The organism is uncultured Psychroserpens sp., from assembly GCF_947500255.1.
GTDB lineage: Bacteria > Bacteroidota > Bacteroidia > Flavobacteriales > Flavobacteriaceae > Psychroserpens.
Genome location: NZ_CANMRL010000001.1, coordinates 913,173 through 926,237 on the forward strand (window position 1 = coordinate 913,173; position 13,065 = coordinate 926,237).

A 13,065-nucleotide genomic window follows, 5' to 3' on the forward strand; every position below is an offset into this window, starting at 1 on the left:
ACTATCCTTTTACAATGGCTTCGTCTAAATTGAAAATCAAACTTGTTAATGTGCTCAATGCATATAATTTTTCTTCTGAAATATCTTCTTGTTTTTCCGTTAACTGAATCCGTTTTGTATCATCATAATTTGCTTCTGAGTCAGATAGAAAGTTTAGAAGGTTATCAACTTCAAATTCCTCTGGAGCTCTAGATGTAATTTTTCTAAAAATAATCTGGATTCGTTTTTTATCTGTTAAATTCTTATCCTTAAGTAAATGAGTGGCCAGAACAGTTGAAGCTTCAATAAGCTGAGGATCATTAAGCATTACTAAAGCTTGCAATGGTGTACTTGTTTTTTGGCGTTCTATGGTACAAAAATCTCTAGTTGCTGCATCAAAAGTGAGCATTGCCGGAGGAGGAACCGTTCGTTTCCAAAAGGTATACAAACTTCTTCTATATAAATTCTCGCCTGTGTCCATAATATATTCTGTAAGTCCTTGTCCTGATGTCGTTTCAGCCCAAAGCCCCTTGGGTTGATATGGTTTCACACTTGGCCCACCAACTTTTTCTACCAATAACCCACTAACAGCAAGTGCATTATCTCGTATCATTTCTGCAGTTAATTTTTGTCTTGAGCTTCGAGCCAGCCATTTATTATAAGGATCAATTTCTAATAATTCAGGAGTAGCTTTTGATGTTTGTTGATAAGTGCTAGACATGACCATTCGCCTCATCATCTTTTTCATGTCCCATCCACCTTCCCTAAATGTAATCGCTAACCAATCTAATAATTCGGGATGCGATGGTAGTGCGCCCTGATTCCCAAAATCTGAACTGGAAGCGACAATACCAACTCCAAAAATTTGTTGCCATAACCTATTGACAGCGACTCTAGCTGTCAATGTATTTTTCTCATCAAAAAACCAATTTGCTAATCCTAATCTGTTTTTTTTAAAACCATCAAAAGGAAGCACCGCTTTTGGTGTTGCAGGTTCGACTTCTTCACCATGTGCATCATAAGCACCTCTTTTGAGTACATATGTTTTTCTATTAGGCGCATCATCTCGCATAACCATCAAATCAATCTCTGGAATCGAGTCTGGTTTATTTATAAATGACAGTACCTCATCAATTTCTTTTTCAGTAATCTTAATATTAGGTTCTGGGATTTCACCATAATCCATTCGCCCTTTTTCCTTAACTTTATTAAAGAAGCTGTAAAAACTAAAATATTCCTTTTGAGAAATAGGATCGTATTTATGATCATGGCATTGGGCGCATTCCATAGTTAATCCTAATAAAGATTTTGAAACTGTATTAGTTCGATCTAAAACATACTCTACACGATATTCTTCATCTATCACACCACCTTCTTGAGTAATCTTATGATTTCTATTAAATCCTGTCGCTAGAATTTGCTCTAATGTAGCATCGGGTAATAAATCGCCAGCAAGTTGCCATTTAATGAATTCATCATAGGGTATATTTCTATTAAAAGCACTAATAACCCAATCGCGCCAAGGCCACATAACACGCTCTAAGTCATCTTGGTAACCATGTGTGTCTGAATATCTAGAAACATCCAACCAACTTGCAGTCATATGTTCTCCATATTGTGTCGAGTTGAGTAAGCGATCAACTATTTTTTCATAGGCAGTATTAGAATTATCAGCTAAAAAAGCATCAATATCTTCTAGGCTCGGAGGTAAACCTGTTAAATCAAAATAAACCCGTCTTATTAACTTTTCCTTACTAGCTTTTTCAGAAAGTGACAATCCTTGTTCTTCTAACTTTTGGATGATAAAATTATCAATTTCATTTACAACAAGGTTGCTATTTTTTACCTCAGGAATCTTTGATTTCTCAGGAGGAACAAATGCCCAATGATCTTTCCAAATTGCACCTTGAGCAATCCATTTTGTAAGCACTGCTTTTTCATAAGTATTTAGTGACAAATTAGAATCTTCAGGAGGCATCATTTTTAAGGGATTAGTGGAATTAATCCTATGAGCCATTTGACTCAAAAGTGTATCTCCTGGGACGACAGCAAATCGGTCTAAATTTTCACCAATAGCCGCATAAGCACCTTCCTTAGTATCTAATCTTAAATTCGCTTCACGTGTACCATTATCTGGGCCATGACACAAATAGCAGCGATCAGATAAAATAGGTTTTACGTCGAAAATATAATCGATAGTTTTGGGTACTTCTTTAGTAGAATTAGCATTGGTTAAATCTGCCGAATCAACAGTAACATAGTCGCTTTTAGACGTCTTTGAAATGTATTTATAACACAGGACCAAAACAAACGGTATTGCAAAATACAATACCCATTTAAATGGTTTGTTCTGTTCTTTCTTTTTCAATTTTTAGCTGCTTACAAAGCCTTTAGGGGCAATATTAAACTAATGCCCTACAAGATAGTAATCTGTACTAGTAAAACCAAAATATTAGAACAATCGCATCTGTCCATCTTTAAAAGGTTCGTGTAACTCAATATTTAATTTAGGCATTGTTTTTTCCTTGAAGTATTTGAGTCGAGCTAATTTGACTAGATCATGAATTTGTTTTGCTATTTGGCCTTCACCACTCATTCGTTTTCCAAAGCGAGACTCATTTAGTGTTCCTCCATGACAATTTTCTATTTGATGTAATACTTTCTCTGCACGATCGGGAAGTGCTTTATAAATCCAATCTGTAAAGATTTCGCCAATAGCTCCATTTAATCGTACAATTGTATGTGCTATACTTAATGCACCAGCATCAGAAACAGATTTAGCCATTGGTAAGATCTCATGACTATTAATTGAAGGAATAATTGGTGCTAGCATCACATTAACAGGAACACCATGTTCGCTCAACATTTTTACGGTCTTTAATCGTTTCTTAATGGATGCCGTTCTAGGTTCTAAGATTCGTCTTGTTGTTTCAGATAGCGATGTTATGGATATATTTACACTAACTAGATTGTCTTTAGCTAATTCTTGTAGAATATCTAGATCACGTAGAATCAAAGCGTTTTTAGTAATGATCCCTACTGGATGTTTATACTTCAAAAACACCTCTAAGCATTGTCTAGTAATTTTAAATTTTTTCTCTGCAGGTTGATAACAATCTGTATTACCAGACATCACTATAGGATAGGCTTTCCAACTTTTACGCTTTATAAAAGCTTCCAATAACTTTGGTGCATCCTTTTTAATTAAAATACGACGTTCAAAATCCAATCCAGCACTAAAGCCCCAATACTCATGACTATTTCGTGCATAACAATAAATGCAACCATGTTCACAGCCTTGATACATATTCATAGAATAAGCCATTCCTACATCTGGACTTGTGACTTTATTGACAATCGTTTTTGGAAAAACAGGAAGGTATAATGTTTTATTTTGATCGGCTTGCTCACCTTCTTTTGCACAATATTCTAAAAAATCATCGCGTTGCTCATGACTCAATTCAAAAAAACGATTGTGTACATTCTGCTGAGCACCTCGGCCTTTTATGATTGATTTTTTAAACATATTTTGTATTTTTTTGTAAAATTACAAAATATTTATAAATCTTAAAGCTTAAGAGTTAATACTTTTTAAAAGTAATAATAGGTTTATTTGTTATTGGGTTTTAACCAAATTGCTATGTTTATAAATAGTAATGTATTGAGTCCAAAAACTAGAGAAACTACAAACCAACTATTTATACTTAGTCTATGTTTTTTGCATATTTCAACAATACCAATGGCAACAGCTAATCTTTCAGCAAGAATAAATAGTACAAAGAAAACCCAAAAATCTGATGTGAAATTTTCCGTAAAGAAAGGCCTTAAAAAGATATAGACAACAAACAAAGATGAAAACCAAACTAGTATGGGTAAAAAAACGAACGTTGTTTTGTTGCTCATTTAACTCACTATTTCCCTGGGAAATCTGCTTTACGCTTTTCTAAGAATGCTGTTGTTCCTTCTGTGAAGTCTTCGGTACCAAAGCATTTTCCAAATTGTTTGACTTCGGTTTTATAACCATTAACACCATCTTTATAATTAGCATTAATGGATTTAATTGCAGCTTTAATAGCCACTGAAGAATTACGCATGATTTTACTTGCAATCTTTTCGGCCAAGGCAATTAATTCACCTTCAGCAGTGACATGATTTACCAAACCATACTGTAATGCTTGATTGGCATCGATCATTCCTGCAGTCATCACTATTTCCATAGCACGACCTTTACCTACTAACTGAGGCAAACGCTGGGTTCCACCATATCCTGGAATAACTCCAAGTGAAACTTCAGGCAATCCCATTTTAGCATTAGCACTGGCGATTCTAAAATGACAAGCCATAGCCAATTCTAAACCTCCTCCTAGCGCAAAACCATTAACAGCCGCTATGACTGGAGTTCCTAAGTTTTCGATGTAATCAAATAAAAGTTCTTGCCCTTTAGCAGCTAATTTCTCCCCATTCTTAACATCAAAATCTGCAAATTCGCTAATATCTGCACCTGCAACAAATGCTTTTTCTCCACTACCAGTAATAATAATAACTTTTGTGTCACCACTTTTGTTAGCTATTTTAAGTGCATCGTGCAACTCCTGTATGGTTGCTTTATTTAGAGCATTAAGTTTACTCGGTCTATTAATTGTAATTGTTGTAATTCCGTTATAGGTGTTCGATAAGATATTTTCGTAACTCATGATGTTTTGTATTGTTATAACTTCGGAAATGTAACAGAAAACGTTGTTCCATCTCCTTGTTGAGATGTAAAGGTAATATTTCCTTTATAAGTTTCAACAATATTTTTAACCATAGCTAAACCTAATCCCATTCCACTTGTTTTTGTCGTAAATTTAGGTTCGAAGATCAATGGTTTATTCTCTTCAGTAATTCCAACCCCATTGTCTTCTACAGTAATTTTAACCATATCATTTTCAGAAGTGACTTTTACTTCAATTCTTGGGTTTTCTTTATCCTCAGGAATGGCTTGAATTCCATTCTTAACTAAATTGGTAACAACACGTATTAATTGTGTGCGATCAAAATTAGCTACAATATCTTCATCTTCGGAAGAAAAAATAATATAATCTTCACTAAAAATATCCAGTCCCAATTTTACAATATTGGTAACGTTTAATGTTTCATTTTTTTGAGCAGGCATTTTGGCAAAATTTGAAAATGCTGAGGCTATAGAACTCATTGTATCTATTTGCTGAATGAGTGTCTGACTATATTCGTCTACTTTTTGATGAATATTTTCATCATCTGGATTAAACTTACGCTGAAAACTTTGCACACTCAAACGCATTGGTGTTAACGGGTTTTTAATCTCATGAGCGACTTGTTTTGCCATTTCTCTCCATGCTTGCTCACGTTCACTTGTTGCTAATTTCACAGCGCTTTCCTCCAACTCGTCTATCATACTATTGTACGAGTTAATTAGCGTCGAAATTTCTTCGCTAGAGGATGCAATATCAATTTTCTTATTCCGCTTTTCTAATCGAGTTTCATTTATTTTATCTGCAATAGTTTTTAAGGTTCTTGTGATGTATTTTGATAACAACAATGCAAGAATAATGGCGATGAGCATCATAAACAAATATGCGTAAGCAAGTCGCTCTAAAAACTCATCTAACTCTTTATTTAGGAAATCATCATTCTCGAGATACGGTAAATTTAAAATAGCTAGAGGTTTCGATTTAGAATCAACAATATATCGATAAGACGATTGAAACGTCTCACCATTTTTTTGGATTTTTTCTACAAAACGATGTTCCGCAGTATTTGAAATTTCGTTTAAAACATTAGTATCTATACATTGAGATATTGAGTCATTGGTAAAGCTTGCTTTAGACGTAATGAGCAAAGTTCCATCTAAATCATACAAATTAATTCTTAAACTGTGAATTTCTGCAATTCTATAGATTTCATCTTTAAAAATCAAAGGCACCTTTTCTGTTTCAACGAGATAGGTTGTTTCTTTAATCACATAGTCTATATCACTAATTATAGCCTGTTCTTTTCGTTCTAAACGACCCTTATGATAATCTCTAGCTTCTTCATTATATTGGTAAATAGTGACACCTGCAATAAGTATAGATGCAATAAGCACCAATAATATCATGGCAAAAAATATGCGGACTCGTAAAGACAGTTTGTTTAACTTCATCTCAATTTTTGTAGTGCGATAAATGTAACAATAATTAAGCCAATATTAAGCTTCAGGATTTTTGCGTCTAATATTCTTATAAATCTTGAAACCTAACATCAATAAAACAGCTAGCACAACAATCCCTATAACGCCAAAGATCCAATTAATAGCATTCTTCAGAATAACTAAAAATACTACAGCAAATAAAATAAAGGTTGCACCTTCATTCCATAACCGCATAAAGTTTGAGGTTTTCTTTACCTCATCACGTTGTAATTGCTTATAAAACTGATGTGTTTTTAAATGGTATAAAAGTAGCAGCACAACAAAAGTAAGCTTAACATGCATCCAAGGTTGTTCTAACCAAACAGGTTGCAATACAATGAGCCAAATAGCAAATAGTGTCGCTAAAATCGCAGATGGCCATGTAATGATATTCCATAATCGTTTAGCCATTAGTTTTAATTGTTTTCCCAAGATTTCCTTTTCAGGAGATGGCTTATGGAACGCTTCAATTTGATACACAAATAATCTAGGAATATAGAATAGACCTGCAAACCACGTTACAACAAAAATAAGATGAAGGGCTTTTATATAGTTGTAATACTCCATTAATCCTCGACAAATAAATAGTTTAAGTTCTTAGCATTAAAGTCTGCATTAAACTGTTTGATTTTATTGGATATCAATGTGTTAAATGCATTTAATTGTTCATCTATTTTAGCCGTCAGTTCATTTTTTACAGCTATATCCTGATCGGTTGGCGGAAAATCTCCCATACTTACTAAAGAGTTCAAATGCCCTAATTTGTTTGTCAACCTAATTGGGAAGTTTAAAGGGTCTTGACCACTTCTGTTTTTGGTTTGATACAAGGCTTCTTCAATTGCTGTAAATTCTTCCTTGAGCTTTTTTGCGTCTTCCAATAACTGTTTCAGATTATCATTTCCTTTGTATTGTGCTTCAAAAGCTGAAAGCTGTTTTTTAATTTTTCTAATGGACTTGATAGACTTATGAGCATCATCCATGGTTTTATTGACATCTTTTATAAAATCAAATTGCTTTTGCATATCGGCTTGTGAACTTTCTGCACGAGGATCTGCGACAATATTAAACGACTGTGGAATTGCTGTTCCATTCACGTTAAGATGTACTTTATAAGTTCCTGGAATTGCTCTTGGACCATTTAAGCTTGCCCACCACAAAATCATACCATCTAAACGTTCGGCGCCCTCATAAGTCATATTCCACACAAATTGATTCATCCCTTGTTTAACTTCGAGTTTATCCTTTTTTTTGTTTTTAGTTGAAAACGTCTTAATCGTATCGCCCTTAGTATCAAAATAAGTAAGTGACACTTCATCATTTTTTGCGTCATAGCTTTTTAGATTGAAATACGTTACCACACCGTTTGGATGGTTCGTTCCATCTGTCTTACTTCCTTTGCGACTACCACCACGCATTCTATAGGTGTCTTTAGGTTTAAATAACCTGTTGTCTTCCGTATTGGAACTGTACAATTGATGTATAACAGTCAAGTCATCAATAATCCAAAGACTTCTTCCTTGCGTTGCAACAATTAGGTTGTTGTCTTTTAGTGTTATATCAGTAATTGGGACTATTGGAAGATTTAATTGAAAAGGCTTCCAATTCTTTCCATCATCAAACGAAATATACATCCCTGTTTCAGTTCCAGCATATAACAACCCTTTTTGTTTTGGGTCTTCGCGCAGTACTCTTGTGAAATGTTCTGGATTAATCCCATTAGTAATTTTCTTCCACGTTTTACCGTAATCGGTTGTTTTATAAAGGTAAGGTGTAAAATCACCCGTTTTATATTTTGTTCCAGCCACATAACATGTTCCAGCATCAAAAGCACTAGGTTCTATACTATTAATCATCATCCACTCTGGCATCCCTTTAGGTGTAACATTATCCCAATTTTGTCCACCATCTCTTGTGATATGAATTAAACCATCATCACTACCAACCCATAGTAAACCTTCAGTAATAGGCGATTCTTGAGCGGCAAAAATTGTACAATAATACTCTACAGAAGTATTGTCTTGTGTGATTGGTCCTCCTGAAGATTTTAATTTTTCGGGATCGTTTCTAGTCAAATCCGGACTAATAATTTTCCAAGACTGTCCTTCATTTTCAGTAACGTGAACATGCTGAGAAAATGTATACAATCGATCAGGATTGTGCTTAGAGAAAATAATAGGAAAGTTCCACTGAAAGCGGTACTTCATCCCTTCAGCACCATGACCCATTGGATTGTCTGGCCAAACATTAATAGCTCTTACTGTACCTGTTTTATGATTCACTCTGGTTAAAAACCCATCATAACTTCCTCCATAAACAATATCATTGTCTTCTGGGTCTACAGCAATATGAGCCGATTCTCCTCCCGCTGTACTTTCCCAGTCGTCTTCAGAAATCGATCTACCATCTGTTCTATGCGGTATTCTAATAGTAGAGTTATCTTGTTGTGCTGCATAAATACGGTAAGGAAAATGATTATCTGTCGTGACACGATAAAACTGAGAGGTTGGTTGATTTCTATAGGTACTCCATGTATCTCCTCCATCATAAGTCACTTGAGCTCCACCATCATCACCAATAATCATTCGATTTGGGTCTTCAGGTGCAATCCATAAATCGTGATGATCTCCATGTGGCGCATTATAAGTGCTAAATGTTTTTCCTCCATCTGTACTTTTATGATAACGTACATTTAAAACATAGACCACATCTACATCTTTAGTATCTGCATACACTCTGGTATAGTACCATGCGCGCTGGCGCAATTTACGTTCGCTATTAACCTGTTTCCAAGTTTCGCCTCCATCTTCGCTTCTATATAAACCACCCTTATCTTTATTTTCTACGATAGCCCAAACACGTTGATTATTTACAGGTGATACTGTAACACCTATAATTCCTAAAGTTCCTTCTGGAAATCCTTTTTTAGTTGAAATCTCGCTCCAGGTTTCGCCTTTATCTGTACTTTTCCATAACGCAGAACCATCACCACCAGAACTTAGACTGTAAGGCGTGCGCTGAACGCGCCATGTTGATGCATACAATATTCTAGGATTTGTTGGATCTATGATTAAATCAACAACGCCAGCATGTTCGTTAGAAAATAATGTTTTTTTCCATGTCTTTCCACCATCTATACTTTTATAAACACCGCGTTCTTGAGTTGGTTTGTAGATGTTTCCGAGAACACCTGCATATACAATATTATGATCTGTTGGGTCAACTGCAATTCGAGGTATATGGCGTGAATTTTTCAAACCTGAAGATGCCCATGTTTTTCCTGCATCAACACTTTTCCAAATTCCATAACCTGAAGACACATTTCCACGAACTGTTTTCTCTCCTCCACCAACGTACATTACATTAGGATCACTTTTTGATACTGTAATTGCACCGATACTTCCACCAAAAAATCCGTCAGAAATATTATCCCAAGACCGTCCGCCATCTAATGTTTTCCATATTCCTCCACCTGTTGCTCCAAAGTAATAGAGGTTGGGTTTATTGGGGACACCTGTTACTGCAGCACTTCGTCCACCTCTAAAAGGGCCTAAAAGTCGATACTCCAGCGCATCGTATTGTGATTCATTAAAAGATTGGGCTTCAAGTTGTGCTGTATTTCCGAAGAAAAAAAGACACAACAATACAGTAATTAGTCTCATTTTGTTGGTGGTTTTATTAGTAGCTTTAAAAATAAGCATAAAAAAATATTATGCCATTGTCTTATTCAATTTTAACGTCACTTCTCGACGTAAAAAGAAGGCTGTTACGATTGTTGATAATACATCTGAAATTGGAAATGACATCCAAACCCCTAACTCGCCATAATAAGTTGGCAGAATAAAAATTAGAGGAATAAAAAATATTCCTTGTCGTGTTAGGGTTAGTAATAAAGCTGGAATAGCCTTTCCCACAGCTTGAAAATAAGCAGCTCCAATAAGTTGGATCGCTATAATTGGTGTTGCAGCAAATACCCAACGCATAGCTGATGGTGTTTCTTTAATAACTTCGGCATCTGTGGTAAATAATTTAGTGATACCTTCTGGAAAAATCATAAGCATTATAAAGATCAAAGTTGCTAAACCTGCAGCATACTTCAAAGCTGTATAAATCGTTTGTTTTACACGATCGTATTTTTCGGCTCCATAATTAAAACCTGCTATTGGGAGAAATCCTTGAGTAATTCCATAAACAGGAAAAAGTGCAAACATCAACATACGACCAACAATTGCATAGGCAGTTACCGAAGTTTCCCCTCCAAGATCAAATAAAATATTATTCATAAATAAGTAAGTAACACTTACAATAGCTTGTCTAGAAAGTGTTACAAAACCTAATGAGCTTATTTCTTTAACAATAGGTAGTCGTAATTTAAAATAGCAGTTCGTTAGTTTTAATTCAGAGTTTTTAGAAAGAAAAAACCATAAAATAAATACAAAACACAAAAGGTATGATCCTGTAGTAGCCCAAGCAGCTCCTTCCATTCCCAGATCCATAACATTGATAAACACATAATCTAAAATCAAATTTCCTATAGACGGAATCATCATAGCATACATGGCAAACTTTGGTTTCCCTTCAGCTCTTATGACTGTATTTCCCATCATACAAAATGCTAGAAAAGGAATACCATAAAGCACGATCGTGTAATAAATTTTAGCAGGTTCGAAAATCCCACCTTTTCCTCCAAAAGCAGGTATGATATCGTTAACAAAATACAGCCCTGGTACAACCAATGCCACTGTGAGTAGTAATGTTAATGTAATTTGATTACCAAATGTTTGAAGTGCTTTGGTCTCATTATTTGCGCCCAAAGCTCTTGAGATAATAGACGACCCTCCTATACCAATAGCCATACCTAAGGCAGCAATAAAAAAGGACACTGGAAGCACAACATTAATAGCTGCAATAGCCGTAGCACCAATCCATTGTCCTACAAAAATTGTATCGACTAATATATTGAGTGACATCACTAAGATTCCAATTGAAGCAGGAACAGCCTGCTTAATTAGTAATTTGCCAATAGGCTGAGTTCCTAAATCTTGTGATGATACTTTAGTCATTACACAACAACGGTTTCAGTTGTTGCCCACTGGTTGATCCATTTTGATATCAAATCAACAAACTCTTGATCGTCATTTAAACATGGAACAGTTGTAAATTCCTTTCCACCCATTTCATGGAAAATCTCTTCTCCTTCCATTGCGATTTCTTCAAGGGTTTCTAAACAATCACTAACAAATGCTGGTGTAACAATGGCCATTTTTTTCACACCTTCTTTACCCAAGCGCTCAATGGTTCTATCTGTGTAAGGTCTTAACCATGGGTCAAACCCTAATCGTGATTGAAAGGATGTAGAATACGTGTCTTCTTTGAGGTTTAGTTTTTCAGCAACCAATCGTGTCACTTCTTTACATTGGTGCCTGTAACAAAATTCATGAGCAGGTGATGCAGTTGCACAGCAGCTTCCATCTATTTTACAATGCGACTTTGTGATATCGCTCTTTCTAATGTGTCGCTCTGGAACACCATGATACGAGAATAGTAAATGCTCGTAATCTTTACCTTTTAAATGCTTAGCAATAGAGTTAGACAACACTTCTATATAATTTGAATCGTTGTAGAAAGCCTTTAGATCTTGGATTTGTATCTGCGGAAAATGTGCTTGACGTATCTCTTCGGCCAACACCAAAATCGTTTCAGTCGTTGCCATAGCAAACTGAGGATACAAAGGAATCAAAAACACCTCATCAACGCCCTTATCAACCAATTCTTGGAGTCCTTTTTTTATGGTCATGCTTCCATAACGCATGGCTAAACTTACAGGTAAATCTGTTTTTTTCTGAATTGATTTTTGCAATCGTTCGGAAATAACAATTAATGGCGAACCTTCGTCCCACCAAATTTTTTGATACGCCTTAGCCGATGCTTTAGGTCGTGTATTTAGTATAATGCCTTTAACAAGTAATGTCCTTGCCCAAAGTGGCACATCTATCACACGTTCATCCATTAAAAATTCACCTAAATACTTTTTTACATCTTTAGGTTCTGGGCTATCTGGAGAACCAAGATTTACGAGTAAAACTCCTTTTTTCATTTACATATTTTTTGTAGCAAGTCATTAAAACCTGTAATTCGACACTAATTGTTTGAAAATTCACATTACTCGTCATTCCAAAACAAGATATAGCATCACATGCTTTTGCATAAACACATCAACAAAGCCAGGGTTACTTCTTTTCTTTAAGCAATGCTGTTCTTACACTTTCTGGAATTATTGAATTTACTAATTCTTTCATTGTGTCATCATTACCTATAAACTTCCAACCATCATACTTTGGGTCTTTTATAGCGAACATATTGGCATCCATATTAATCAATAATGACACTGTTTTTAAATCAGATGTGACATTAGTCTCTCCAAATTGAGTTTTCATGATTCCTTCCATAAATTCTAAAAAGCTTTTTTGCTCCTCTTCTGATTTGTCTTTTTCAGAAATAAATGTCATTCTCATTTTACTATTATAAAAAATAGCTGCATAGGTTATATTTTCCACTTCCATCTTATCCGTAACATCAGTTACAGTGTTTGACACAAACTCTATTTTCATATCAGGCGAATTGAACATTTGTTCCATTCCAGCTTTCATTTGTTCTTTAGATGCTGTATCAAATACCTTTGGGTACATATAATCCAAAACTCCATCAAAGTTTTGATTGGTCATATACTCATAATAAGTCTCAGCATTTTTAGTGATTTCTTCTTTGTGAGATTGAGAGAAACTTGAAAATGTAACTAATAAGGCGAATAATAATGTTGAGAATAATTTCATAATTGTGTTTTAATTTGTTTTTGCAAAAATACGACAGTATTTCATAATAGACAGAATATTTGGACG

9 protein-coding genes are annotated in these 13,065 nt (G+C 34.9%); all 9 read right to left on the reverse strand.

Going from position 1 to position 13,065, the window contains the following annotated elements; all coding sequences use genetic code 11:
- Window position 1: 1 nt before the first annotated feature.
- Window positions 2-2,347 (reverse strand): PSD1 and planctomycete cytochrome C domain-containing protein, encoded by a 2,346-nt coding sequence (locus Q0783_RS03910; RefSeq protein ID WP_298893456.1) that lies wholly within the window; start codon window positions 2,345-2,347, stop codon window positions 2-4.
- Between the two features lie 84 nt (window positions 2,348-2,431).
- Window positions 2,432-3,505, reverse strand: a complete 1,074-nt coding sequence (locus Q0783_RS03915) for a PA0069 family radical SAM protein (protein ID WP_298893457.1) — start codon at window positions 3,503-3,505, stop codon at window positions 2,432-2,434.
- Between the two features lie 385 nt (window positions 3,506-3,890).
- On the reverse strand, window positions 3,891-4,673 hold the full coding sequence (locus tag Q0783_RS03920) for an enoyl-CoA hydratase-related protein (protein ID WP_298893458.1): 783 nt from the start codon (window positions 4,671-4,673) through the stop codon (window positions 3,891-3,893).
- Between the two features lie 14 nt (window positions 4,674-4,687).
- On the reverse strand, window positions 4,688-6,097 hold the full coding sequence (locus Q0783_RS03925) for an ATP-binding protein (protein ID WP_298893459.1): 1,410 nt from the start codon (window positions 6,095-6,097) through the stop codon (window positions 4,688-4,690).
- A 90-nt stretch (window positions 6,098-6,187) separates the two neighbouring features.
- Complete coding sequence (locus tag Q0783_RS03930) at window positions 6,188-6,736, reverse strand: CopD family protein (protein ID WP_298893460.1); 549 nt, start codon at window positions 6,734-6,736, stop codon at window positions 6,188-6,190.
- A complete protein-coding gene (locus Q0783_RS03935; protein ID WP_298893461.1) occupies window positions 6,736-9,828 on the reverse strand; it encodes a glycosyl hydrolase in 3,093 nt (1,030 codons plus the stop codon). The genes Q0783_RS03930 and Q0783_RS03935 overlap by 1 nt, the downstream gene beginning before the upstream one ends.
- A gap of 48 nt (window positions 9,829-9,876) precedes the next feature.
- On the reverse strand, window positions 9,877-11,229 hold the full coding sequence (locus Q0783_RS03940) for an MATE family efflux transporter (RefSeq protein ID WP_298893462.1): 1,353 nt from the start codon (window positions 11,227-11,229) through the stop codon (window positions 9,877-9,879).
- The gene (gene hemH / locus Q0783_RS03945; protein ID WP_298893463.1) at window positions 11,229-12,263 is read right to left on the reverse strand and encodes a ferrochelatase; all 1,035 of its coding nucleotides are present in this window, start codon (window positions 12,261-12,263) and stop codon (window positions 11,229-11,231) included. The genes Q0783_RS03940 and hemH overlap by 1 nt, the downstream gene beginning before the upstream one ends.
- Window positions 12,264-12,396: 133 nt before the next feature.
- The gene (locus Q0783_RS03950; RefSeq protein ID WP_298893464.1) at window positions 12,397-12,999 is read right to left on the reverse strand and encodes a hypothetical protein; all 603 of its coding nucleotides are present in this window, start codon (window positions 12,997-12,999) and stop codon (window positions 12,397-12,399) included.
- Window positions 13,000-13,065 lie beyond the last annotated feature (66 nt).

What these genes read in the sequence shown, in the direction of transcription:
- Q0783_RS03915 (WP_298893457.1), bottom strand. Translation starts at nt 3,505, where the DNA reads ATGTTTAAAAAATCAATCATAAAAGGCCGAGGTGCTCAGCAGAATGTA.
- Q0783_RS03920 (WP_298893458.1), bottom strand. Translation starts at nt 4,673, where the DNA reads ATGAGTTACGAAAATATCTTATCGAACACCTATAACGGAATTACAACA.
- Q0783_RS03925 (WP_298893459.1), bottom strand. Translation starts at nt 6,097, where the DNA reads ATGATATTATTGGTGCTTATTGCATCTATACTTATTGCAGGTGTCACT.
- Q0783_RS03930 (WP_298893460.1), bottom strand. Translation starts at nt 6,736, where the DNA reads ATGGAGTATTACAACTATATAAAAGCCCTTCATCTTATTTTTGTTGTA.
- Q0783_RS03935 (WP_298893461.1), bottom strand. Translation starts at nt 9,828, where the DNA reads ATGAGACTAATTACTGTATTGTTGTGTCTTTTTTTCTTCGGAAATACA.
- Q0783_RS03940 (WP_298893462.1), bottom strand. Translation starts at nt 11,229, where the DNA reads ATGACTAAAGTATCATCACAAGATTTAGGAACTCAGCCTATTGGCAAA.
- hemH (WP_298893463.1), bottom strand. Translation starts at nt 12,263, where the DNA reads ATGAAAAAAGGAGTTTTACTCGTAAATCTTGGTTCTCCAGATAGCCCA.
- Q0783_RS03950 (WP_298893464.1), bottom strand. Translation starts at nt 12,999, where the DNA reads ATGAAATTATTCTCAACATTATTATTCGCCTTATTAGTTACATTTTCA.